The 24,637-nt window shown below is 58.1% G+C and carries 12 protein-coding genes and 7 pseudogenes; 14 read left to right on the top strand and 5 right to left on the bottom strand.

The genetic code is table 11. The annotated features are described in order from the left end of the window. The first annotated feature begins 1,419 nt into the window (after window positions 1-1,419). The 7 genes and pseudogenes from CLV78_RS21415 (at window position 1,420) to CLV78_RS21445 (ending at window position 10,620) form a co-directional block, all read left to right on the top strand. Window positions 1,420-2,982, top strand: a complete 1,563-nt coding sequence (locus CLV78_RS21415) for an amidohydrolase family protein (RefSeq protein WP_106207860.1) — start codon at window positions 1,420-1,422, stop codon at window positions 2,980-2,982. Between the two features lie 43 nt (window positions 2,983-3,025). Beyond that, window positions 3,026-3,328 carry a hypothetical protein gene (locus CLV78_RS21420; RefSeq protein ID WP_106207862.1) on the top strand — a complete coding sequence of 101 codons (303 nt, stop codon included), beginning with the start codon at window positions 3,026-3,028 and terminating at the stop codon, window positions 3,326-3,328. A gap of 654 nt (window positions 3,329-3,982) precedes the next feature. After that, window positions 3,983-4,862, top strand: a pseudogene (locus CLV78_RS21425) (IS30 family transposase); the annotation flags it as partial. Window positions 4,863-5,018: 156 nt separating this feature from the next. Further along, window positions 5,019-6,290, top strand: coding sequence for a serine hydrolase domain-containing protein (locus CLV78_RS21430; RefSeq protein ID WP_106207864.1), 1,272 nt, complete (start codon window positions 5,019-5,021; stop codon window positions 6,288-6,290). A 250-nt stretch (window positions 6,291-6,540) separates the two neighbouring features. Next, entirely contained in the window at window positions 6,541-7,647 is a 1,107-nt protein-coding gene (locus CLV78_RS21435) for a linear amide C-N hydrolase (RefSeq protein ID WP_106207866.1), read from the top strand. A gap of 148 nt (window positions 7,648-7,795) precedes the next feature. Next, entirely contained in the window at window positions 7,796-8,959 is a 1,164-nt protein-coding gene (locus CLV78_RS21440; RefSeq protein ID WP_106207868.1) for a C45 family autoproteolytic acyltransferase/hydrolase, read from the top strand. Between the two features lie 389 nt (window positions 8,960-9,348). Then, window positions 9,349-10,620: a threonine/serine exporter family protein gene (locus tag CLV78_RS21445; RefSeq protein WP_106207870.1), complete on the top strand. Its 1,272-nt coding sequence runs from the start codon at window positions 9,349-9,351 to the stop codon at window positions 10,618-10,620. On the opposite strand, the pseudogene CLV78_RS21450 reads toward CLV78_RS21445, so the two are convergent. Continuing rightward, window positions 10,617-10,978 (bottom strand): annotated as a pseudogene (locus CLV78_RS21450) (integrase core domain-containing protein); the annotation flags it as partial. The gene CLV78_RS21445 and the pseudogene CLV78_RS21450 sit on opposite strands and share 4 nt — an antisense overlap. 5 nt (window positions 10,979-10,983) lie before the next feature. Here CLV78_RS21450 and CLV78_RS24995 point away from each other — a divergent pair. Together CLV78_RS24995 and CLV78_RS24625 are read left to right on the top strand one after the other, a co-directional pair. Beyond that, window positions 10,984-11,178, top strand: a pseudogene (locus CLV78_RS24995) (hypothetical protein); the annotation flags it as partial. Window positions 11,179-11,547: 369 nt separating this feature from the next. Then, window positions 11,548-11,655 (top strand): annotated as a pseudogene (locus CLV78_RS24625) (IS481 family transposase); the annotation flags it as partial. Window positions 11,656-12,033: 378 nt separating this feature from the next. Here CLV78_RS24625 and CLV78_RS21465 read toward each other — a convergent pair. Further along, the gene (locus CLV78_RS21465) at window positions 12,034-13,035 is read right to left on the bottom strand and encodes an AraC family transcriptional regulator (protein WP_158263627.1); all 1,002 of its coding nucleotides are present in this window, start codon (window positions 13,033-13,035) and stop codon (window positions 12,034-12,036) included. A 366-nt stretch (window positions 13,036-13,401) separates the two neighbouring features. Beyond that, window positions 13,402-13,906 (bottom strand): annotated as a pseudogene (locus CLV78_RS21470) (IS21 family transposase); the annotation flags it as partial. A 463-nt stretch (window positions 13,907-14,369) separates the two neighbouring features. On the opposite strand from CLV78_RS21470, the pseudogene CLV78_RS25000 reads away from it, so the two are divergent. After that, window positions 14,370-15,233 (top strand): annotated as a pseudogene (locus CLV78_RS25000) (transposase); the annotation flags it as partial. A 71-nt stretch (window positions 15,234-15,304) separates the two neighbouring features. Here CLV78_RS25000 and CLV78_RS21480 read toward each other — a convergent pair. Continuing rightward, window positions 15,305-15,589: pseudogene (locus tag CLV78_RS21480) on the bottom strand (transposase); the annotation flags it as partial. A 312-nt stretch (window positions 15,590-15,901) separates the two neighbouring features. Here CLV78_RS21480 and CLV78_RS21485 point away from each other — a divergent pair. Together CLV78_RS21485 and CLV78_RS21490 are read left to right on the top strand one after the other, a co-directional pair. After that, complete coding sequence (locus tag CLV78_RS21485; RefSeq protein WP_106207876.1) at window positions 15,902-17,209, top strand: threonine/serine exporter family protein; 1,308 nt, start codon at window positions 15,902-15,904, stop codon at window positions 17,207-17,209. Window positions 17,210-17,548: 339 nt separating this feature from the next. Then, on the top strand, window positions 17,549-19,051 hold the full coding sequence (locus tag CLV78_RS21490) for a Na+/H+ antiporter NhaC family protein (protein ID WP_106207878.1): 1,503 nt from the start codon (window positions 17,549-17,551) through the stop codon (window positions 19,049-19,051). 108 nt (window positions 19,052-19,159) lie between these two features. Here CLV78_RS21490 and CLV78_RS21495 read toward each other — a convergent pair whose 3' ends face one another. Further along, window positions 19,160-20,848 carry an aspartate-alanine antiporter-like transporter gene (locus tag CLV78_RS21495; protein ID WP_106207880.1) on the bottom strand — a complete coding sequence of 563 codons (1,689 nt, stop codon included), beginning with the start codon at window positions 20,846-20,848 and terminating at the stop codon, window positions 19,160-19,162. Between the two features lie 256 nt (window positions 20,849-21,104). Here CLV78_RS21495 and CLV78_RS21500 point away from each other — a divergent pair, with 256 nt between their 5' ends. Beyond that, window positions 21,105-23,270 carry an FUSC family protein gene (locus CLV78_RS21500; RefSeq protein ID WP_106207882.1) on the top strand — a complete coding sequence of 722 codons (2,166 nt, stop codon included), beginning with the start codon at window positions 21,105-21,107 and terminating at the stop codon, window positions 23,268-23,270. 169 nt (window positions 23,271-23,439) lie between these two features. Further along, window positions 23,440-24,579, top strand: a complete 1,140-nt coding sequence (locus CLV78_RS21505) for an HlyD family secretion protein (protein WP_106207884.1) — start codon at window positions 23,440-23,442, stop codon at window positions 24,577-24,579. The last annotated feature ends 58 nt before the right edge of the window (window positions 24,580-24,637 follow it).

Below are 24,637 nucleotides of genomic sequence, written 5' to 3' on the forward strand. Positions count from 1 at the left end.
ATACAGGCCACCCGCGCCAGAAACCCTTGTTCCGATGGACCAGAGGCCAACGATGTACTAACAATCAAACCGGACCACCCATTGGGGGCACGCCAAACTCCCCGCTGGTTGCGTGCCGGACTGCTTTGGAGGGAGTCGTCCGCAGGGTCGTTGGTCTCAGGTCAAAACCGACCACATCCTCGGAAGCAATCCTGTACCATCAATTCAGTTTTTGGCGGGCTCTTTGGCGGGTTGACTTCGGCGCTTAGAAATTAATCTAAATAATTCAATATTATATGGCGGACTTCGTCTCCGCCACTTGCCTTTGGATGACGGTTCTCTCGATCCGGCTGATGTCGGATTTCTTCGTTGTCTTAAAGGTTTATGCGGGAGCGGCCATTCACCGCTCCCAGCGCGACAGTGCCTGAAAGCGTTCTCTCCGGGCCAACATTCTCTGGACCTGTTGTCTTCTCCAGCTTGGTGCATTTCCCGTAAAATATTGAGATTATTTGTATTTGCTCGGTGGTGACCTGAGCATTTTGATTCTGGTGGCGTCCGTTCAAGAGGGGACAGAAGCCAATCATTCGTAGCTAGTGAAGGGCATCATTTCGAGCAAGTCCCTTTGATCTGCACCGCCCGCAATCCTGAAACCGTAAGTAGCCGCCGTTGAGTCGAGTAACTAGTTGCAAGGAGCAAAGCTGCAAGCTGGAACCAATGACGCGTCGGCTAACTGCGCACAGCCGCTAGTGCAGGGTCAAAGGCAGTCGCCGGAACGCGGACCGGACCCGCCCGAAGCCGGTGCAGCGAAACTCGCCTCAGAGCGGCTGCGAAGTTTAGGAGCCAGTCGCGGCTGTGCGACACGCTTTCCCGGAAGCGGTCATTCAAATTTATCATGATCGCCAAAGTCCGAACCTGCCGTTCGCCCCGCGGTTGTCGGGCGTCTCAGTTGCCGACTCCGCGGTCATTTGACGGAAACGCTCGGATGTCCACGTGTGAGCCCATACCGGAAGTACCATGGCTCTGGTGTTCGCAGATGCAGCAACCCGATCCACCGAGCCGTAAGCTGCGCCGCAGAATGAAAAGCCGCCGTTCGCACCGACCGCAGCGAGATTCACAGCACGGATGTCTCACTTGCGGACTTTCCGGACCTGCGACCGAATGCCCTGAATGAGCATGAACGGTACTGAGCAGCCATTCGTGTGATCTCCAAGGAGCTGTGTGTGAGCCCGAGCATTCCTTCGGTGGATCATGCAACATCCATCAGAGTGCACGAGAACAGGATCGTTCTGTTCGGGACTTCTATGGCCGACAACTTGACAGTTTGCGGGCGGATCTGGAACGATCAGCGTTGACCACTACCAGGGCCATCGAGAACAGCAGGCGGCCCGGCAATGAAAGAAATACCGAGACTTTTTCAATTTCGGGACTCGAGAAACAGACATGGCCAGCGCTTTGAGAAACTCCATATTTGGCACCGCATTTCTGGTCGCACTTGCGACTGTAGCAAACGGGCAAACTTTCGACCTTGTCATCAACAATGGCCGTGTCATTGATCCCGAGACGGGGTTCGATGCGATTGCTCACGTTGGCATCGCAGATGGCGAGATCGTGGAGATTGCGCAGTCGCAGCTCGAGGGCGAACGGGTTGTCGATGCCTCCGGATTGATCGTGGCACCTGGCTTCATCGATCTGCATTCTCATTCGGTTGTGGACCTCCCTGCCAACCGATTGCAGGCGTTCGACGGGGTAACGACGGCGTTGGAGATGGAATCGGGCGTACTTCCGATCGCGGATTGGTATGCCGCCGTCGAGGCAGAGGGGCGAGCAACCAACTTCGGCGCCACCGCGTCGTGGTCTTTCGCGAGGATTGCCACGATGGTACCCGAAATGCCGCCGGTGGAACCCACCGCAGCGTGGTATCAGGGCGCATTCAAGTATCCGCGCTGGACCGTGGATGTGACGACGGACGAGGAGCTTGACCAGATCGTCGCCCTGATCCAGCAAGGGTTGAACGATGGTGCGCTTGGGATCGGGGTCAACTCCGGCTACGTCCCTGGCGTGGGAGGCAAGGAGTTGCTCCGGGTCTGGGAAACGGCGGCCGCAAACGGCGTGCCAGTCAGCACGCATATGCGGAACTGGTCTCAGGCTGATCCGCTCAGTTCGCTGGAGGGGTTGGCAATGGTTCTTGGGCTTTCCGCGACGTCCGGTGCGCGGACCAATATCTGCCACCTGCATTCCACCAACTTGCATGACACGTTGAAAGCCGCCTACATGGTCGACAAGGCCCGCAGCATCGGCATCGACGTGCACACCGAGGTCTATCCGTACGGCATTGCCTCCATGCCGATTGCCTCGGCTGTGCTATTGCAGGCCGGCGAGGCGTTCCGTGCGCGCATGGGCATCGATTTCGATTCCGTGCGCCTGATCGCCAAGGGGCGCTGGATCGAGGACGAAGCCGACATGCGGGCAGAGCAAGACGCCGATCCCGGCCAGTTCATCATAATGCGGTACCTCGACGAGGAAGATGCGACTGACGCTGATATTCTACGCAAAGTGACTGCACTTCCCTGGATCGCAATCGCGTCGGACTCCATTCCCTACACTTTGCCCGACGGCACGCCGGTCACTGGCGAGACCTGGCCGATGCCGGACAATGCATTCTCGAACCCGCGTAGCGCCGGGACCTATGGAAAGTTCTTGCGCGCTTGGGTCCGTGAGGACGGGCTGCTGGACTGGCCAGAGGCGATTGCCAAGGTGTCGTTAATCCCGGCGCAACTCTTCGATGGGCAGGTTCCTGCGATGGAACGCAAGGGACGCCTTCAAGTGGGCATGGATGCCGACATTACCGTGTTCGACCCCGAAACGATTGGCGACCGCGCAACCATCGAGCGGCCATTCGAAACGACGCAGGGCATAGAGTACCTGATCGTGAATGGCATCGCGGTGATCAGCGGCGGCGAGATGGACACAGACGTTCTCCCCGGACAGCCAATCCGGAACTGACCTTTCGAAGATCCCCAAAAGTGAAACGGGTAGGAACTCGATGATGGATCGCCAACGCTTTTCGGTCCTTGCGGGAGTGCTCGGGGCACTGATGGCAACAACCTCAACGGCACAGGATCGAACACCGATCGAAGACTTCATACAGAATGGTTTCCCGCTGGAACTGGCTCAGGAGGCCCTTTCGGCGGATCTTCCGCACTTGCTTTCAGGCGGCGACACGGCTGTCTACTTCAACTTCGACGCGTCCGAGTTCCTTCCGACCGCCGTGCTTCCGCGCAGGGTGCCAACCATGGCTCTGGGAGAACACCCGATGCCCGAAACAGGCGGCATCAAGGTCGAGACCTAGAATTTCGGACCCCTAAGTCTCGACGAGTTCCTCGCGCAGCCCGGCAGCAATGCTCAAGGTTATCTCGTCGTGCATCGCGGGGACGTTGTCTATGAAGACTATCCGCGCATGAATGCATCGGATCATCATGTCTGGATGTCGTCGGCAAAGCCGACGGCTTAACGGCTGATCGAATTGTTGATCGACGACGGAAAGATCGACGATAGCAACCGCATTTGCCCCCTCCGAACAGCATGAGGTCGGTGGCGACCTCGAGTGCTCCCGATTCCAGATCGACAACAAGGACATTGCCATGGTCGAAGCGCGATATCGGACCTGCGTAGAAGTCCGAGACCAGCGTTCCGGTCAAGGCCTGACCGGCAAAACTCGTGAGAAACGGAAACCCATCAGTCGAGGAGCTGCGCCAGACGGCGATCTCACCCGGCGACGGAACGGCATATGTGGCGATGAGCGGATGATGTAGAGACTGCCCCTCGGTGTGCTGGGGAAAATCGAGAATGGTGACCTCGGGTGTACCAAAGACCACCGGGCGTTCCGGGGAGCTCGGCCGTCGCGCACCGGGCGGGACGGCACCGATATCCTTGTCCTGACGTATGGGCTCAAGGCTGCGGTCGTCGCGATCGTCCATTGAGACCAGACGGTATTCGATACTGCGGCCAGCATGCTTCAGTGCCACCACGTCGGCCGGATCGTCGTGCTGTTCATCGCAAGCTTGTTGTCCACCCCGAGCTGAAGGCCGCTGTCGAGGAGGCGCTCAGGTCAGGCTGGTCACCCGGGCAGATCGCAAATCGAATGCGCCTGAAGAACCACCAAGCCCGTATCAGCCATGAAACCATCTACCGGTTTGCCTATTCGAAGGAAGGTCGGGACGAAGCTTTTTTGCCGCCACCTGCCCGGGCATCGAAGACGCCGTCGCCCGCGAGGATACCGCTGACATCATCGAACCCAGGTCTTGGAGAGCCAAAGCCTGTCACGCAGGCCTGAGCGAGTCGCCAAGCGCACCAAGTTCGGTCATTGGGAATGCAATCTGATGATGTTCCGCAAGGAGCGCGGCAAGAAAAATGCTACATCTTTGGTCAAACGGCTCAGCCGCTACACCGTCGTCCTGCGCAACGAGGATGGCCAATCGAAACCGATCATGGAGACACTGATCAACGGGCTGGCTCCCCTGCCCTCGGAAGCCCGCCAGTCGATCATCTTCGACCGGGGCACCGAGTTCTCCGCGTGGCGACGGATGAGAGACGGCATCGGAGCCGACAGTTGGTTCTGCGATCCGCAGGCACCGTGGCAGAAGGGAACCGTCGAGAACACCACAAACAGGCTCCGACGGTATCTGCCTCGATCAACCGGACCGATGACGCTGACAAATCGATATTTGCGGTCGATTTGCAATCGCCTCTATGCCACCCCGCGCAAATGCCTCGGATACCGGACACCCGCCGAGGCCTTCGAGCGCAACCTGCCGGCGATCAGGAACAGACTGGAGTGGAAAGAGAAATCAAAAACTGCACTTCAGTGTGAGTTCACAGGGTGATCTTCGGCCCTTTGGGCAGTGTTCTTTTCGCAAGCAAGAAAGAATGTGCACATCTTCCGGTGAGGTCGAATTTCTCCTTCTCAGGTTTTGAAATCGAAGGGTGAGAGACCTAGCTTTTGGTTCAAGACGGATTTCAACAAAGAATGGAGACCCCTCATGTCACAGGACAACACAAACTCTCGCGAAGGCTTCGACATAACCGAACGCACAACACCGATCTCCAAGGCGAAGGAGCCGCTGCCCCTCGACGAGGCGCGCGCGATCCGCGAGCGCTTCAGCGTGCCGAACTGGCAATCGGCCGGGGATGATGGCGTTTACATCAACCTGCATTTCCCCTCGTTCCATCCCACCGACGTGGTGATGCCCACCCACGCCCCGCGCGCACTGGAGCGGAACATTCATCCGGACCTGCCGAACATGACCTATTCCCACGCTGATGGGTCGCAGTCGGATACGCTGGACGGCTATGTGAACGGCGACAACCGCACGCAGGCGGTGATGATGGCCCACAAGGGCAAGGTGGTTTACGAGGCCTATCCGGGCATGAACCCGACCGACTATCACATCTGGATGTCGACCTCGAAAACCGTTGTCGGAACCCTGTGCATGATGCTGGTGCGTGACGGTCTGATGGATCTTGAAGCCCCGGTCACCAAATACGCCACGCAGCTTGCGGGCTCGCCTTGGGACAATGTCTCTCTGCGCAATGCTCTGAACATGTCATCCGGCCTTGATATTGAGGAAACCACCGAGGCGTTCCTTGATCCGACCAGCTGGATCGAGCAGTTTTTTGCCTCGCTGTTCGGCGACAACGACAACGACTGGATCCAGATCCTGCGGGATGCGAAGCCCATTGAAGGCGAAAAGCCCGGCGATCTATTCCGCTATTCGACCGCGATCACGCAGGTTCTTGTTCTGGCATCGGAAACCGCGTCGAACCTCAAGTTCGCTGACCTGTTCAATCAGCGCATCTGGTCCAAGATCGGCGCATATGCTCCTTTCATGGTTGGTTTGGCCGCGGACGGAACCGCGGTCGGCGGCGGCATGAACATGACCACACCCGAGGACATGCTGCGCTATGCGATGATCTATACGCCCAGCTGGAACGTCGTTTCCGAAGAGCCAGTCATCGACGACGAACTGCTGAAGAACATCCAGACGCTGGGCGATCCGGCGGCCTACAAGGGCTGTATCGAAGAGCAGTATCACCCGCAGTGGTTCGGCGAAGGCGGCGAGCGCAACTCGGCTCAATGGGACTGTGTGTTTGCCGACGGCGCGATGTTCAAGCATGGCAACATGCACCAGGGTATCTATGTCGACCCTGCGCGGGACTTCTGTGCCATGACCTTCTCGACCACGCCCAACGACCGGCCGGACTATACCCCCGGTTACCTGCGCGCAGCGGCGAAATTGTTGGCGGGCGGATAAGAGCCTGGCGGAGAGCTTCGGACAGGAAGGGATTGGCCTTTCGATAACCCCGCCCCGATGCTCTTCGACACTTGCCAAAAAATGGGTCGAACCTCGTGCCAATGCGGTTCGGCCCGACCATCTGCAAATTGAAGTGAAATAAAGCGTTTCTGGGCCTGATCTCAACTTGGAGGCCGTCCGGAACGTGGTCACGCAGTAGCAGTTCGCTGCCTGGATTGCGTGATGATTTGACAGAAAGAGAGAGTTGAAAATGCCTGGCACCTCACTTCGCGCTGCTTTGGCGGCCACAGCCATTTCACTGGCCCCAATTGCATCGACTGCCTGTACATTCATCACTCTGGAAGGCGCGGACGGGACTGTCGTTACGGCGCGCACCATGGAATGGGGAAGCTTTGACCTGAAGCCCCGGATGACCTTTGTGAAAGCGGGGCAGGAGTTGACCGCGATGGACATGCCCGATGGCAAGCCCGGCGCGACATGGACATCAAAGTATGACTTTCTGGGTGTCAGCCTGTTGGAGCAGCCTTTCTTTGGCGATGGGATGAATTCCGAAGGCCTCAATGTCTCGCTGCTCTATCTGCCGGGATTTGCCGAATACGAAGACTACGACCCGAGCAACGCGGAACGATCTGTTGCGCCGCCGGATGTGACGGGTTTCCTGCTGAGCCAGTTTGCAACCGTGGACGAGGTTCGCGCGGCGCTGGCCGATTTCCATGTAGTTCCGGTGGTGACACCGGAGCTGGGCATTGCGGCACCGGTGCATTTTTCGATTACCGACCCGAGCGGTGCTCAGATCATCATCGAATGGGTCAATGGTGTGTTGAACGTGCATGACGAAACCCTTGGCGTCATGACCAACTCTCCCCCCTACGACTGGCATGTCGCCAACGCGCGCAACTATATCAACCTGCGTGCGGTGGACTGGCCCGCGGTGTCGGCAAACGGGCTGGATCTTGCGCCCATTGGCTATGGAACCGGCATGATTGGCCTGCCCGGAGATTTCACTCCGCCCTCGCGCTTTATCCGTGCGTTGGCTTGGACCCAGACATCGCGCCCGACCGATGGCGGCGTGGATACGATCCATGAAGCGATGCGTATCCTGGCAAATTTCCAGCTTCCCATGGAAGCATCCGGCGAACAGGCCAACCCGGCCGAGCTTGAAACTCTGAAATATGGCGGAACGCAATACACGGTGTCTTATGATTTGCGGAACCTGACGGCGTATTTCCAGACGAGTGACAACCCAATGGTGCGCAGCGTGTCATTGCCCGACTTTGATTTCGGCGCAATCGACGCCCCCCTGAGCATTCCGATGCGCGTTCCCGACACGCCGTTCGCCCAAGACGTCACGCCTTGATTTCGGCGCGCTTGGTCGAGCGATGGTGACTCGGTCCGAGCGGCGCGGATCGGATGGCCGGCGCCAGATCTCCAGCGAGCCACAACCTGCCCAAACGGGCAATATTACCGCAATGAATCGAAACGGATCCAGGAAAGGAAACGACACAATGGCGAAGAATGAACTGACAATTGTGGGCGAATCTGGTGCAGGCAAGCTCTATGAAAAGAACGGCTTTCTGGTGCCTGTGCTGACGGGCACGTCGCTTGAGATGGGCGAGCAATACGGCGCGATGATGGTCGAGTACATGCAGAAAGCCTATGACACGCTGGTGCAGCCATGGCGCGACAAGGGCATCATCACGGATGAGGACATGCAGGTCTGGACCGAACGGTCCTACGCGACCTTTTCGGCGCGGAACCGTTTGTTTTATGACGGCGTTGCCAAGGGGTCTGGCTGGCCGCTCGAAAAGATCGGCATTCTCGACAATATCATGGAGTTCGGCGTCTACGAATCCAAGATGCTGAGTTCGTTTGCCGGGTGCACCTCGATCTTTGCATGGGGTGACTATACCGCCGACGGAAAGATGTATTCCGGCCGCAACCAGGACTGGGCGGAGGCTTATCTCGACTTTCCGCAGGTGATGACGATCCGCAAGCCCACCGACGGGTCGTACAAATACGCGACCATGGGGTGGCCGGGGATCTACTTCACCCTGACCGCCATGAACGAGCATGGCGCCTATCTGGACATTCACGACGCAACAGCCATGGCCGGATCAATCGTCTACATGGACCGGCAACCCATCACGTCAATCCTGAGCGATGTCGTGTCCGAGTGCAAATCCGTCAAGGCGATGATCCACCGGTTCAACACGATCATGCCAAGCACGTCGCTGATCCTGTCTTTGGCGGATGAGAATGGCGCGGCGTCGATAGAGCTTTCTGGTCCGGCCGGTGGGCGGGTCCGTGCACCGGACGGCGAGTCCTTCGTAACGGTCAACTCGTTCCTGAACGAGGATTGGGGGATCGGCATTCGCGATACCGCGACCCATTCGCTTGTGCGCGGCACAAACATGCAGGCACGGATGAGCGAGCATGAAGGCAAGATCGATGCGTCCGTGACCCGCGACGTCATGGATATCAAGCTTTATGCCGCTGACGGCAGCTTGTTGCCGAACGGAGGTTGCACGAAGCCGATCAACCAGGACGACGACGTTACGGTGTATCAGGTGGTGTCCAATGTGAACGACCGCGAAGTGTGGCTCAAGGTGCCGGTGCCGCATCACTTCGCCGACTGGACCCATTTCGACCTCAAGGCACTTTGGGACTGACACTGCATTGAAAGAAACTGACTGGGGGCAAGCCGTTCTGCCCATGCTTCAGGCCGCCGGATGATATCGCCATCAACTCAGGGTTGCGGCGGCTCTTTCGGCCAGCGATGCAGGCGAATGCCCCCTGTCTTCAAGCCATGGTGAAATCTCAACTGTACTTCGTCAAAGGTATGATCGCGCGTGTCACGGTCGATGTGTTCGACAAGCATCGCACCCTCGCCCTGCCAGGTGTCGAACTGCTTTCTCGGCACTTTTTGCGATATCCTTGCCCAAGCCCCAGAATCCTGAACTGACAGATGCACCAAATACACTTCATCTCACGAGACTTCCAAGCGAAGCACCACCGTGCCGAGGCTTGCGTCTTTGCGCCGCCTAGGGAGAGCACCTGAATGACAATCGAGGATCGGTCACAGGAGAGGATTGACCAAGACGAACTTCGCAATCTGCTGCGCGAACTCAGCCAACTTCTCATGTCGTGGAGTTGGGAGGGGGTCGTCGGCTACGAAGAGATCGTTTCGGGCGTCGCGCGCACTTACGGCTACGAAGATGTGACAGTGGCGATGGATGCCCAGATGGCGATCATCGAACTGGCCGGTGAAGTTTCTGTCGTCAAGACGGAGCTTCCGGGCGTACCACCGCTGGCTTACACTCAGGAATTGAAATGCCTGCTTGCAGATATCTTTGACAGAAAGCTGTCGGTCGAGGATGCGCGCGCGGCAATTCGTGACCTGGCCGACAAGAAGCCGCCGCGGTCGAATTTTGTCGTATGGCTTGGTGCGATTACCCTTGCTGTTGGCCTCGCGATCGAGTGCGTGGGGACGTGGGAAGGCATCTTCTTTGGAGCCGTGACCGCCACCCTGACCGGGCTTTGTTTCGTGTTGGCAAGCCAAAACGAAGGTTTCGCAAAGATCGGACCGCTGGTGGGAACCTTCGCAAGTGGGGCAGTTGTCATGATTGCCTACAACTTCGGCTGGACCATGGCATCGCCCGGCCTCTTGCTGATACCGGCCACCTTTGTTTTCATTCCAGGGGACTCTATCAGTGTTCAGGCATATGAACTTGCGGAAGGTCGCTGGTCTGCAGGTGTACAGCGGTTCTTTTACAGTCTCATGGTTCTCGTATTGATGGTCATTGGCGGGTTCTTCGCCACTGTCGTGACCGGAACGCCGGTGGCAGAGCTATTCCCCGGCGAGCCCGCTGATCTTTTCCCGTGGTGGGCAACCTACATCGGACGGGCGATCATCCTCGCCGGGATCATGCTGGCCTTTCACATGACGATGCAACAGTTCTGGCGGGCCTTGGCCGTGCTTTGGGCAGTGACGGTCGTGGGTCAGGTAACGGCAGGCCTCTGGGGGTCGTTCGCCGGCACCCTGATGGCGACCACGTTCGGCATGGCGCTAAGCCTTTGTATCGCTCGCCACGCCCGGTCCATCCCGACCTTTGTCTTGATGGTGCCAGTCGTGTTCGCCCTCTCACCCGGCACACATGGTTTGCGGCAGCTTGAAACATGGGTTTCGGGTCAGCAAATCAATGGTGTCAACGATTTGTGGACACTTGGCGGAGTGCTTCTTTCGATTGGTATCGGCATGGTTCTGGGGCGCGTAATTGCGGGACGGTGGCATTGGATGGCGAACTGGCCGAAATTGGCTGGACAGAATTAGCAGCCGGTAGCAGTTTGGACCTGTCGCGGGATTGTGCCGCTCCCTTGATCATGACCCTCTCCCCGAAGAGTCCGCGTTTCCAGGGTAGCTCTGTTCAGGTTTTGGTCCTCTTTTTAGCCGTTGGTGATACTCCCACGGTGTGAGGCCGTCGAGGCTCGAATGTGGGCGGTGGTGGTTGTAGCCATCGCGCTTGCCGCAATCAATTGGCGGGCATGGCGCAGGTTGGTGAACAGGTGCTCGCTCAGGCACTTGTCCCTCTGACGGCCATTGAAGCTTTCCACGAAGCCGTTCTGCATCGGTTTGCCGGCGTGATGTCGTGCCATTCGAACTTCCGCTCCTCTTGCCAATTGAGGATTGCGGTGCCGCGATGGTGACCGGCCGGGTTCGTGGCTGTCTCGAATGTTGGCCCACAAGCCACGAATGCTGGTCGCCATCGCGCTGGCCAATAGTGAGCGGTGCAGCGCCACCGGTCCGAGCGCAACGCGAACGGCTCGGATGGTCTGGGCCATGCTCTCGCGCCACGAGGACTACCGAGATCCGGCCGGCGCGGTCTGTTGACCGCAAGCACCGGAGCGTCGGCGATGTGAGGAGGAGCACGACCAGCATGGGCAAATGATCGACCAGATCCGGAACGGGAAAGCCAGTGGCGTCCAACGATCACGAGCTCGTAGTTTTGATCTGGACCCCGGTCCGCACATCACCATACCGGCCCGCGGCATGTCATGGCCGCACCTGAGAGGCCTGAAACATGACCACACCCGATCACATGCTCACAAGGTCAGAAAACTCTTGCATCGAAGGGGGCTTCCAAACATGCACGCCGATTGACAATCGGGATCAGGAAAACCAAACGTCGTTCTTGAGCCCCAGGTGTTTGATCCCAGGTTTTGGTGGTGCGATCCGTTCTTTGGAATGGAAGGAAACCCTATGGGACAAGTACGTCATGGCTGCGCCACGACCACGCACGCCGTCAGAGCAGCAATACAGCGTTCGCAGGCTTCGACCACGGAGTTGAGACGGGAACTCGGCATCAATCGCGCGCGCCCTTGCAATCGCAAGATCAAACGGGCCGACCTCGATGTTTGCTTGTTGCATCTGTGGCGCCTCCCTGTTGGTCGCTCATACCGGCGCGTCCACGATCGGTTGTGATCCTGCGAACCGCTGCGGGAACACTCTCTCACTCAAGAAATTCCAATAGTTGACGAGATCTAATTCAGGCTTTCATGACGAAAATCCTGGCAAAAAACCTGGCAGCCGCAAATTGTCCGATCAAGCTCGAACGGCGCTGTCGTGGCGGATCTCGACGTCGCGGCCTCTTCCGAGGTCCCGTTCGATGTTCAAACCACCAGATTGACCTCGGCGTGCGGCGTGACATGCCTGATTGCAGCTGCGCCGCGACCCGTTTGCGCGCAGTCACCTTCGATTTCCGGAGAAACCGGCTATCCCGTCAGGTCGATGGACACGGGCGCCCAACTCGATCGTATGGCGCAGGGTTTCAGACGGCAACTCGCCAAACTGCGCCTTGTATTCCCGCGCGAAACGACCTCCGGATGTATAGCCAAATTGGAGGGCCGCATCTTTCACTGACCGAGGTGGAGCGGGGCGGTACAGAAGGCATTCGCGCACGGCGGTCAGCCGGCGGTATTGTACAAATTGCCAGGGCGGATGGCCAAATACCTCGTTAAATGCCTCGTGCAACTGGCTTTTGCCGATCCCGGCGGCGTCACATAGCCGGGCGATACTCAGTTCTTCAGGTGTTATCTTGTTGATCACATCACGTGCCGCACGTACTTGATCCACCGCGCGTCGGTTGTGGGCGCATCGGGCTTGCCGGATAAAATCCGCATCCAGAAACCACTGTGCCACCGCTGAAAAAAAACGTGCCTCCGAGGGGCGATCCAAGACCGCGTGGGCTGGGTCTGTGGCATCGGTTTGTGCCTGTGCGAACACATGCGCACAAAGGACAGAATAGCCGCAAAGCGCTTCGGGCTTGAGCTGCAGCATCCTGTGGCCGCGCGGTAGTTCAAAATGCGGCACCCCGCAAAGTTGCGCCAACGTCGATTGAAACACTGCGCGACTCAGCGCAATGAACAGAACGTTACGGTCCGTGCTTTGGGTGGACCACTCCTCCCTGCCATCCAGGAAATACGCATCGCCTGGATGGCCGACAAAGCCGTTTAGCTTGTATTCTCCGTACCACTTCAGAGGAACCGTAAGTCCAACCCAATCGGCGTCCCCAAAGACGCAAGACGCTGATTCTGGCCCCCAATTAACATGCTCTACCACGCAGTCGCGGCCCCAGACATACGCTGCTTTTACGGCCAGTTCACCAACTCCAAACTGCGTGAGTTCATATTCCCTCACCGGCATTTGGCGCAGATGATCGGTGTAACTGCCAACGCGTCGCAGGCTCAACTGCAGGCTCCTCCCGGGCATCCCGTCTAAGGGTCCGTTTCATCTCAAGTATAAATAGAACCCGTTTCGAACCACAAGTCGGGACCCAAAGCTTCCGGCAGGTGACCTTGACCGAGCTTGATCGGACATCTAAGCGGTTTCTGTTTTGGCCTTGATGAACTTGCGCAATGAGCGCCCTCTCAGGTCAAAGTGCGGTGGTTATCAATGTAGTCCTCGAGCCATCTATCCAGCAAGGGCAGTGCGGTCTCGGCGTCGGGCGCCGGATTGACGCGAACCTGGTCGCGCTTGAGCGTCTTGACCAAGGCTTCGGACGGGCCTTTCGACTACGGGTCCTTCACCCGTATGAAGCAGGGCTTCAGTTCGAACTGTCGAGCAAGGATAGGCCCGCACGAACAGCATCCGGCTGTGGCAGAGGCGGACATGGGCGACCTTAGCCGTCGTCTTGACGCCACCAAGAATCACGATCTCATGACACCGGTCGAACTGGTAGGCTTCGCCGGGATCAATGCTCAGCGGCACTTTGGCAGAGGTTGGCGCTTCCTGCGTGGCCTTCGACCAGTCGGCCGCATACCGCCGAACGGCATCATAGCCGCCGCCGTAGCCGCGGTTGCGCAACTCCTGGTAGACCCGGACGAGCGTCAGCCGTTCCCGTTTCGGTCGACCGGTGTTCGCGGCCAGCTCCGAACGCCAGGGATCGATCTTCGGGCGGGGGCTGTGTGGTGCGGTCATAAGTGAACTCTGTGGCACCAGAACGGATCACTTTGCGCACGGTGTTCCGCGACGCTCGAAGCTCGTGGCAAATCTGCTTGTTCGATTTGCCATCGATGAAATGCGCACATCTGATCTTCGCAATAGTCTCCACGAACAACATCCCCAGACTCCTCTCTCATGCTTTTGAGGGAGCTTCTGATCACGCTCGTCAGGGGGGGCAAAATTGGGGTCTGTCGCAGATTTGGTGTAGGGTTACGTGCGATGGCGCTATATTTAGTCAGGTTTTGGCGGGGTTTGCTGATGGATTCATGGAATTTACGACAGGGCTTTGTACCTAAAGCGTTTCGACAAAAGTTTGAATCGTAAGGATTCCGCTGAGGTTTGTTTTGTGATTCACCCTGTTTGGGAGGATCCTGTCATGTCGGACCACTACTCAAGGAACTCCGGGATCGCTTTGCGCGATTGATCGAGGAAGGGCTGACACGGAGGGAAGCCTGCCGGCGCCTTCGTGTTTCTGCGGCGACGGGAGCACGGTGGGCGCGCCAGATCCGGAGTGCAGGTGAAGCTGTTGTCTCTCCGATGGGGCGTCCTGCAGGAACCGGCAAACTGGCCGCACATGTCAGGTTCAGGTCGCGGATCGCTGGCATCTCCTTGAGAACGTCAGCGCGGCTTTTCTTTTGGCGGTCCAGCGGAGCATTCCTTCGATCCGCAAGGCCATCGGGGCGGCGACCCTGAACCCAGCTATTCTTACGGCGGCGGAAAGGCTGCGATACGAAGGCTTTCAGCGCCGTCAGGCGGCCAACCGGATGGTTCGGCAGATGGCCGACGAGGGTGTTCCCATCAAATGGATCGTCCGCGCGACTGGCCTGAGCTGTGGACTGGTCCGGCGGATCGTGCGTGGCGAGCGCGAGGATGTGTTCCGTCTTCGTCAGAGCAGTCTAACGCCCTGCCTTTCGCGCCTGGAACGGGAATGGGCGGGTGGCTGCCGCAGCGGCGCCGAACTCTGACGCAGCCTTCGGAATGCGGGCTTTGGTGGCAGCCTTCAGGTGGTCGGGGAATGGGCCACACGCCAACGCCAGGCGGAACGTGCCAATCCGTCGCTCTCCGGAAAATCGCCCTCGGCGCGCAAGATCGCCCGTCTCATGACAGCGGCAAGAGATCATCTGCACATGGCCGACGCGATCCGCATCACCCGCGTGGAAGCTGCCATCCCGGCTCTCTCAAGCGCCCGGGCATTGACCGACTGGTTCACCCGCATGGTTCGAAACGGCGAGCAGCAGGCACTGATACCCTGGCTGGAGGCGGCTGAAACCGGCATGCTTGCCTCCTCCGCCCGAGGCTTGCATACGGACCACGCGGCTTTGGCAGCGGCACTGACCGAGCCCTGGTCGAACCGCCAGACCAAGGGACAGATCAATCGCCAGAAAACGCCGAAACGCCAGATGTATGGCCGAGCGAATATGGACATGCTCAAAGCCCGGATCATTGACCTGTGTGAGAGAAACGACGGGAAGTTACACCGAAACCGAGTCAGATCCAAATTTGCTGGCCGATCCACACTCGCGTCGATCATCGCGGTATTTTCTTCACTGTGTTCGGCGGCAAACCCAGTCATTATCCTCGCGAAAACGCCCTTGTCACTCCACCGCTTACAGCGGTTGTACAAGGTCTCGTGCGGACCGAATTCCGCAGGAACATCCCGCCGAAGTAAGCCATTGCAGTTGATGAAGATAATTCCGCTCGGAACGCGCCGATCGTCGACGCGGGGCTTGCCATGTGACTTGGGAAAGTAGGGCTCAAGCCACGCCATCTGCGCCTCGGTAGGCCAGAAGAGATCAGACATGTCACCGCTCGTATTCCAAACGCTGAATCACGCGGACCGACGGAAATCAATGGGCCCTGACCTTAAGGACGGCCTCGTCCGAATACCGTTTCCGAGCCATCTTCCACCCCCCTTCGTTGTTCAAACAATGGCTCAGTTTTTGGGGGCAGTCGCAACCAATGCACTGTCAGGTCGGCCGGGTGGGTGAAGTCCCCGTCGCGGAGCACCCGTCGCCTGAACTGACGCAGGCGACATGAACGGACAAAGCGCTTTTCATTCCGTAGCCTTGCAGGCAGAGTGTTCGCCATAGAAACAAGTGCAGAAAAGCCAACGATGGACGAAACTGCGGCGCCACCTGAACCCGCAAGAGACGACGCCGGGGAAACCGAAACATCGCCGCCCGCCTCAGACTCGCGGCCGACACTCGACAAGGCCGATTTCGACAGGGTCACGTCCTTCATCATTCAGCTCGGCGCCGCCGCAAGAACATATGGGGCCGGCAGCCCCCAATTGGCGGCCTACATGCACAGACTGCGCCAAGTGGCGAATATCGATGCCCATCATTTGTTCACCACATCATACATCTGGCATATCTTCTGCTATCCCGGAGAGGTTTGGCAATTCGGATATCTCGACAGAGTCATTGGGAAAAGTTTCAACCTCGGCAAACTCGCCAAGTTGAGCGCCGTTGTGGATCAGGTCTGCGAACTCGAGATAACGCTTGCCGCCGCGTTCAAGGAACTCAAGCAACTGGCAGCCGATCCTGACGACTACAATCCGTGGATCGTCGCCATCGGATATTTCTCTTCCGCGGCTGGCTTTGCCGTCATCCTGAACACGACTTTTTTCGCCGCGGCATTGAGTGGCTTGCTCAGCCTCGTCGTATTTGCGCTCACCCTGCTCACGGCCGGCTCGAAATGGATCACCGACACGTTTGAGTTCCTCTCTGCATTGGTTGTCGGCGCGCTGGCCTGTCTGGTCGCCGTGTATCTGCCCGAAGTGGACTATGTGTCGGTGGCTCTCGCTGGAATTGTCGTCCTGATCCCGGGCTATACCCTGACCGTGGGGGTCGGCGAGCTTATGGACCGGCAGATTTTGACCGGGTCCGAGGGCCTCGTCAAAGGGTTGTTGACGGCAGTCCAGCTTGTGTTCGGCGCTTCGATCGGCGCGACCTTTGTTGCCTGGGTGTTCGGCCATCCTATCGAGGCTACTGCCGTAGAGTACTCAACCAGTTTGCTGTTGATCTCGGCTGCAATCCTTACATTTGGACTGGCGCTTGTGTTCCAGGTCAGCCCTCGCGATTTGCTTTGGGCGATCACTGGTGGCGTCATTGCCTATTCTGGCACGCAAATTGGTGCTGTATGGGGCGACTGGCAGGGGCCGTTTATCGGGTCTTTGTTGTTGGCGCTGTTCGGGGCGCTCTATTCCGTGTTGACGAGGCGGCCGGCGATTGTCGTGAACCTGACGGCGATCATGGTGCTTGTCCCCGGTGCGTCTGCGATTTTGGGCATGAGCCTGGTACGAGAGGGCGGCGTTGCCGAGGGTCTTGATGTGGAATTGAATGCCGTCATGACGATTTTTGCCATCGTCGCCGGCCAGATCATCGCGAACACGCTTCTTGCGACTCGCGAACACCGGTAATGCGGCAATTGCACCTTGGCGCCACGTTGTCGGAGGTCCCGGTCCCAGGTCTCGTCGCGCCTGCCTGGGATGTTCAGCCCCATCAACGGCCTTGGACATCCAATCGCTTTCGTTCGCCCGGCAAAGCTGGAAACGAAGATGGCGTCCGGACGACCGAGTATCTCTGCGGCGCTATCACCAGACTGGGAGTAAGCGTTTTGGTCTCGTCACCTCTTGTGAAAGGTCTGTTCTGTGTCACGTTGGTTGCCGTGGATCACACGGCTTTGTCTGGATCAGCCCGCACTTCTGCGCGAGGCGTTTGAAGAACCCGGACCTGCAAAGGAATTTTGAGGAAATACCATGAGCGAGACCACGTCTTCAAAACTGCTTCTGGCCGGGCTTGTTTCCGTCGGCGGTATGATCCTCATGATCATCGGGTCGATCGCGCTTTTTGGTGAAAGCGCCGAGGACGGCCCCCTTCAAGTGGCGATGATGTTCGGCCTGTCGATTGCGATGCTCTCGGCCCGGTCGCTTGGCTTCACGATGGAAGAGCTTTCCGCAGCTATGAGCGCCAGCATCAACTCTGCCCTGGGCACAATCTTTGTCCTGCTGGCGATTGGCGCGTTGATTGGCGCGCTGTTCGTGTCCGGTACGATTGCTGCGGTGATCTACTACGGCGCGCAGATCGGCACGCCGCATATCCTTTATCTCCTTGTTCTGGTGATCGCCACGGTGCTTGCCACCGCGATTGGCAGTTCCTTCACCACGATTGCGGCGGTCGGCCTTCCGTTCGTTGCCCTCGCTCCGGCGATGGAGGTTTCGCCGGTGGTGACTGCCGCAGCAGCCGTGTGCGGAGCGTTTGCCGGTGACGCGTTGGGCCGGATATCAGATACCTTCATCCTGACATCGACCCTCGTAGGTGCCGACACGAAGGCGCACCAGAAGACGCTTATGCGTGTGTTGCTGCCCGGATGGGTGGCCAGCGCCGTCCTGTTCACCTATCTTGGCTTTCAACACGGAGGATCCGGCAGCTTTGACCCCGCGCCGGTAAATGACCTGATTGAAACCCGCTTTCTGGTGTCGCCTCTGGCATTCCTGCCGCTTGTGATTGTCCTTGTCCTGTCGGTCCGGACCACGGCCTTTCTGTCCATCATGGCCGGTGCGGTGTCAGCGATCATCCTTGCAGGTTTTCAGCAATCAGAAATGATCAGTCAAACTTTGGCGGACGACTCGCTTGGCCGCTTTGCCCAATGGTTCAAGATTTCGCTGATCTCGCTTGGGACGGGGTTCGAACTGAACAGCGGCGACGCGATGATGGACAAGACCTTTTCCGGTGGAGGCGTCGTGTCGATGCTGACGACGGTCTGGTTGATCCTTGTGGCCGCAGCGTTCGGCGCGGTTGTCGACCACTCCGGCATGTTGCAACGGTTGCTGAAGTCACTGCTGAATTGGGCCGACAGGGCCTCGCGGGTCATTGCCGCGTCTGCCATCACCTCGGTCGGGCTCAATGCGGCGACGGCCGATCCGTATATGTCGATCATTCTGGGAACGAACACCTATCGCCAGAAGTTCATGCAATTCCGACTGCAACCCAAGATCCAATCCGTGTCTGTTGCTGCCTCGGGAACGATCGCATCGCCGCTGATCCCGTGGAATGTGCATGGGGCCTATGCCGGAGGTACACTGGGTGTCGGGGTCCTTTCCTATGCGCCTTACGCGCTGCTTTTGTGGGCCACTCCGCTGGTTCTCATCTTCCTCGGATTTATCAAGTTCAATCAGGACGTGATCCCCGGGTCAGAAAGCCCACAGGACGTTTACGGCAACAAACCCGAAAAGCTCCCCGAGCGGCGCACGTCCGTATAGCCGTATTCTGCCCGCAAAAGGCGCGGACGATCAACGCGACGCTTGCCGAAAACCGAGCGTTCGGCCGGACGATGTAATCCGGGGTTCTCTGACTTCACCGTCGTGAACCTAGGGAACGATCGCGAACAGAATGAAGCCGGTCAAAATGAACGTAAGGCTCGACACCCCGCCGGGCAAACCGAAGGCGACCGCAGGCACAGAACTCTTGGCGTCCTTGCAGACCTCCGAGATGGCCACGCCGGTCATAACGCCGGTCGTCGCACCGGCATTCTCGGCGACGTTCAGACGCAACACGAAGTGACCGAAGAAGAAGGTCGACAATGTGCATACGGTCGTAACCAAAACCCCTGCGAACACGAGGTCTAGGCCAAAGGCCTGAAGCGTTGCGATGAAGGAGCCCCCCGCACCGATGGCGACAGCGGCAATGAACAGGGAAATTCCGAGGTCGGTGAGAGCCGATGCCGCAGGCGCAGAGACCGACCCCACGCGGGGGCTGCGCGTGCGCAGCCAGCCAAGTACCGCGCCGCCGACCATTGCGCCCATGGCCGAGCCCCCCAGCGGCGGAATGTCGATGCCACCGACCGTGACGGTAATCGTGCCAAGCGCCGCGAAGATGGCCAAAAAGAAGGACATCATCATCAAGTCGGTCGTCATCTCGTCTTCGACCCTGTAGCCGACTTCCTGGGCGAAGGCATCCACGGCACGCGCAGTGCCAAAGACCAGCAGGACATCGCCCTTGATCAGGTCAAAGTCTGTTTCGTTGTCGATGGGCATTTCATTGCCAAGGCGCACGACGCGCTCAAGGCTGAGGCCATAGCCGTGATTGTTGAACAGGTCAGACAGACTTTTGTCCACATGTGCTTCGTTGGTCACGACAAGTTCTGCCGAGGCCATGTCAATCGCCAAGGCTTCCGTATCGGACACTTCCGGGCCAAGGGTTTCGTTGCCCCGCAGGAGCAATTCGGTGGGAGCAAGGAAGGTAAGCAGATCGCCCTTTTCAAGCACCAGGTCATCGCGGACGGCAATCACGTCGCCGTTGCGGATAACCTGTTCAAGAGACGGCATCGCGCCGCCTTCGCGTCTTGCCACGACATTTGATACCAGCTCGCCCGCGGTGCGACCTATGTACTTTGGCAGTTCCAGACGCCAGGCGCGAACCGAGGGGGCAATACGTTTTTGGGTGGGACCGCTGCCTTGATCCAGTTTGGCCGCCTCGACAGCAATGTCCGCGCCCACAAGCTTGGGGCAAATCTTGATCAGGATGATCAGACCGAACGTGCCGTAGAGGTATGTGATCGCGTATGCGCTGGCCAGAGTATTGCCCGCCTCGGATGTGTTCATCCCCTCAGGGAGCGGGATCGATCCGCCCAGCACCGCACCCTGCGCTGCTGCGAGAACCGCGGATGTCGTCACCGAACCAGCCATCAGGCCACCCGCCACGACATTCGAGAAGCCGAAGAAAACCGAGATGAAATAGACCGACGCACCGGCAACAATGGCGCAGAAAATGCACATTATCAGATATTTGACAGCCGATGGGCTAGAGAGCACACGGACAAGCGCGGGACCCACGGATGCCCCGAGTACAAACAAATACAAGGTAAACGCCAATCCCTTGATGATCTCCGGAACCTCGAACTGTGCCAGTCCTACGATCAGGCCAACAATCAGAATACCGGTTGTCGGACCAAGCCCGATCCCCGCGATTTTTAGCCGGCCAACCAGGTACCCGAGGCCAATGACCAAAAACAGCAGGATGACGATATTTGCCTGCATGTATGCGACAATGGCTTGCATAAGTGCCTCCGAGATCGTGTCACTAAAAAGGACGATGTAGCAGCTCCGACGGGAACGGTCTCGACCACTAGCGGGAGCTTCATCGCCCTTGGCTAGACCAATGGATTTTGGACAGCAAACAAAACTCCTGTGACCTGCTGCGGCACCGGAAGATTTGCACACCGATAGATGGTGATGGCCGGAGAATGCCCTTCAAAATGACTTGGCGAATGACCATAAACTTAACGAAGATTGATTTTTTGGACAGCTTGACGCAATGAACTCCGCAAGAACCAGATCGGCGCTGAAACTCGCCCTGGCGATGGTGCTGGCGTACTGGATTGCCCTGTCGATGGACTGGGCAAACCCGTATTGGGCCGGGATCTCGATCATTGCTTGTTCGCTGACGACTCTGGGCGAGTCGATGCACAAAGGCCTGTTGCGCCTGGGTGGAACCTTTATCGCGATTGCTGCCGCGATCATACTGATTGCGGCTCTTGGGCAGGAGAGGTGGCTGTTCATCGCCGCCGTCGGCCTTTGGCTGGCGTTCTGCGTCTATCGTATGTTTGGCACGTCGCAATGGTACTTGTGGGCCGCGGCAGGTTTCGTGCTGCCTGTTCTCGTGGTCGGCAGCGGCGGTATACCTGTGAACAGTTTCGAAGTGGTCGTCCTGCGTGCGCAGCAGACGGTTCTTGGCGTGATCTGCTATACTCTGGTCTATTCACTGTTGTGGCCGACCAGCAGTCGCAGGCAGTTTGAGAACGGGGTGGCTCAGGCGATTGCGCTGAAACGCCGCTTTATCTCCGCGACGCTCGATACACTGAATGGCCAACCCACGCAGGAGGACATTCCCGAACTGCGCATGCAGCTTGCGCAGGGACATGCGAGCGTTCAGGCCATGTTGGATGGCGCGGTTCTGGACAGTTACTGGATCTGGGAAAGGCAGCTGGTCTGGAAGAGCTTCCTGAGCGACATGGTCCTTTTGGACCGCGAGCTTCAGCGGCTGTACCTGAATGCCGGAGATATCCAGAACCCGCAAAACACCGACGGTTTCACCGTTCTTTGCGATGCTCTTCGGGAAGTTGACCAGCGTCTTTCGGATGTTGAGAAGATCCTTCAGGGGGACGCGCCGCGAGAAGAGATGCGCCTCATAAAACTGCCTGATCCAAGAATGCCCGACTCATCGGACAGCCATTTCCAAAAGGCGGCCACCTCGGCGACGGCGCACAACCTAGAGCTTGTGCTTGAACTGGGCCAATCTCTGATCGAGAAAATCGTCAACCTAACCGACATCGGAACGCAGCAACCGGTTTTGAATGCCTCTGCGAAGAGCGAAGCGCACCCGACCTACCTGAACCCCGAGATGTGGATCGCGGTGCTGCGTGTCCAGGCCATCTTCCTTGCGATCATGTGTTGCGTGCTCTTTATCCCAGGTTTTCCGAACCCCTCGCTTGTCATCTGTATTGGCATATCGCTGGCGATGAACCTCGCGTTGAAACCAGAGGTGTCGGTTTCCTTTGTCATGGTGCTCGCAACGGTGCTGATGGTTGTTGTCGGGGCGATTCACATGGTCCTCTTGCCAACCCTGACGCAGTTCTGGGAGCTGGCTATCCTGTTGTTCGTGGTGATGTTCGTCGGAGCTTATTTTACCTCGCGCCCGGAACAGATGATCCTACGCAGTATCATTCTGATCATGTTTCTGGTCGGTTTGCAGATCGACAACCAACAAAGCTACAGCTTCCTGTTCTTCGCGACTGTCGTCATTGGCCTGTTCTGTATCCTGACCGTCGTCCAGATGACCCGCTATTTCCCGATTTCACTTCGCCCGGAGGACCGGATTGAAGCCCTCATCAAACGGTTTTTCCGTAGCTCTGAGTATGTCGTGCGCCATAGCCTTTCCTATGACAGCCCGCCTCCGGGGTGGGTAGACCGGATATTGCTGGCCTACCATAAGGCGGAAATCGACACCATTCCGACCAAGCTGGTGCCCTGGATATCGGTCCTGCCTGAGGGCGCGCTGAGGAGCATGAACAAACCGGATGCTTTTAAGGTTGCCGCAAGCCTGGAGGCCCTCAGCAGCAAGGTGCTGGAGTTCACGGATATCCGTCGATTGACGCAAGCGGAGGCAATGCAACGGGGCGGCGGCGACGAGATGCGGCACTGGCGGCTGGCGGTCGCGGATGTCATGTCAGAGATCGTCCGCGATCCAGGCGCGATCGAGCCGCAGGACCTCGAGACAAGATTGAGAACAGCTATGGCGCGGCTTGAAACCACGGTGGAGAACACCTTGAACGATGCAAAAGACGCGTCGCTTGAGCCATCTGACTACAACCATATGTATCGCCTGCTTGGAGCGTATCGCGGCGTGTCCGAGGAGTTGCTGGGCTATTCCCGCCAGGCCTTGAACATCAAATGGCCAGACCTGAGGGAGTCTCGATTTTAATGCAGCTTAGGATCGTCAGCGTGAATTTCTCCTCGATCAGTGACAGGCTGGTCATACCGATCCGTCTGGGTCTCTGTGCGTTTGGTTCGACATCTCGAAGGAACCGTTGCGCTTGGTCCAAATCCCAAATCACAGAGCCTCGCAACTCGCTTCAAAACGGTGCACGTACATGAAAGTGAACATCAAAATTCTCGTTTCTGCTGCAATTCTTGCTGTGGCGGCTGCATTCGTGCTTCTGAAATACTCCAACTACGTCACCAATCCCTGGACGCGGAATGGCCAGGTGCGTGCGAATGTGCTGGAGGTCGCCCCCCGTGTATCTGGCCCGATCATCAACTTGCCGATCCGTGACAACCAATATGTAGAAGCCGGCGACCTGCTGTTTGAAATCGACCCCCGCACGTTCAAGTCCGCGCTTGAACAAGCGCAGGCAAAATTCGATGAAACGGTCGAAAAGCTTGCTTCGCTGGACAAGCAGATCGACGCCGCCCGGGCCAGCGTGAAACAATATGAAACCTTGATCACGCAGGCAGAGTCGCAATTGCTCTCGGCCGAGGCGCAGGAGACCGAGGCAGAACAGCAATATGATCGCGCCCTGGTTCTTGTTGAGCGCGGGCGCCTTCCAGAAGCGCAATTTGACGGCTATCAGCGCGATCTGAACGTGGCACTCGCCAATGTCGATCAGGCGCGAAGCGCCGTCCTTCAGGCCAAAGCTGCCTATGCTCAGGCCCAAGCCTCTTTGGGAAGCGCCATTGCAAGCCGCGGCGCCCGCGGCGAAGAGAACTCGCAATTCAGGGAAGCAAATGCGGCCCTTGAAACTGCGCGTCTCAACCTTGAGTTCACGCAGGTTCGCGCGGCGGTCAGCGGACACATCACCAACCTGACTTTACGTCTGGGTAGTCAAGCTGTCGCCAACCAGCCAATTCTCGCACTGATCGACGACAACAGCTTCTGGGTCGATGCGTATTTCCGCGAAAGCTATGTCAGCGAGATCAAGCCGGGCAACCGTGCGGCGATCACGCTCATGTCACACCCCGACATCGTCATTCCGGGTGTTGTCGATAGTGTCGGGCGCGGTATCGCCAAGGGAGAAGGTAGCACTGGTGTCAACCTGCTGCCCAATGTCAGCCCGACCTTTGAATGGATCCGACTGGCACAGCGCATTCCGGTGCGCATTGAACTGGGCGAGGTACCGGAAGATATCGATCTTTTGGTTGGGACCACCGCGTCTGTCCTTGTTATGTCAAAGACCGATACTTCGGATGAAGAAACCGATTTGCCGCCACCAGCGCCCTCGATATTGCGCTAATCGCCGCCGTGAGGTGGCTGTGTTAGGATTTGTGAACTCACCGGCGACCCGGCTCTCA

Origin of the sequence: Aliiruegeria haliotis, assembly GCF_003003255.1 — a bacterium.
Taxonomy (GTDB): Bacteria; Pseudomonadota; Alphaproteobacteria; order Rhodobacterales; family Rhodobacteraceae; genus Tropicimonas; species Tropicimonas haliotis.

Bases quoted from the DNA above. Each gene is read 5' to 3' on its own strand.
- CLV78_RS21415 (WP_106207860.1), top strand. From the start codon at position 1,420: ATGGCCAGCGCTTTGAGAAACTCCATATTTGGCACCGCATTTCTGGTC.
- CLV78_RS21420 (WP_106207862.1), top strand. From the start codon at position 3,026: ATGGATCGCCAACGCTTTTCGGTCCTTGCGGGAGTGCTCGGGGCACTG.
- CLV78_RS21430 (WP_106207864.1), top strand. From the start codon at position 5,019: ATGTCACAGGACAACACAAACTCTCGCGAAGGCTTCGACATAACCGAA.
- CLV78_RS21435 (WP_106207866.1), top strand. From the start codon at position 6,541: ATGCCTGGCACCTCACTTCGCGCTGCTTTGGCGGCCACAGCCATTTCA.
- CLV78_RS21440 (WP_106207868.1), top strand. From the start codon at position 7,796: ATGGCGAAGAATGAACTGACAATTGTGGGCGAATCTGGTGCAGGCAAG.
- CLV78_RS21445 (WP_106207870.1), top strand. From the start codon at position 9,349: ATGACAATCGAGGATCGGTCACAGGAGAGGATTGACCAAGACGAACTT.
- CLV78_RS21485 (WP_106207876.1), top strand. From the start codon at position 15,902: ATGGACGAAACTGCGGCGCCACCTGAACCCGCAAGAGACGACGCCGGG.
- CLV78_RS21490 (WP_106207878.1), top strand. From the start codon at position 17,549: ATGAGCGAGACCACGTCTTCAAAACTGCTTCTGGCCGGGCTTGTTTCC.
- CLV78_RS21495 (WP_106207880.1), bottom strand. From the start codon at position 20,848: ATGCAAGCCATTGTCGCATACATGCAGGCAAATATCGTCATCCTGCTG.
- CLV78_RS21500 (WP_106207882.1), top strand. From the start codon at position 21,105: ATGAACTCCGCAAGAACCAGATCGGCGCTGAAACTCGCCCTGGCGATG.
- CLV78_RS21505 (WP_106207884.1), top strand. From the start codon at position 23,440: ATGAAAGTGAACATCAAAATTCTCGTTTCTGCTGCAATTCTTGCTGTG.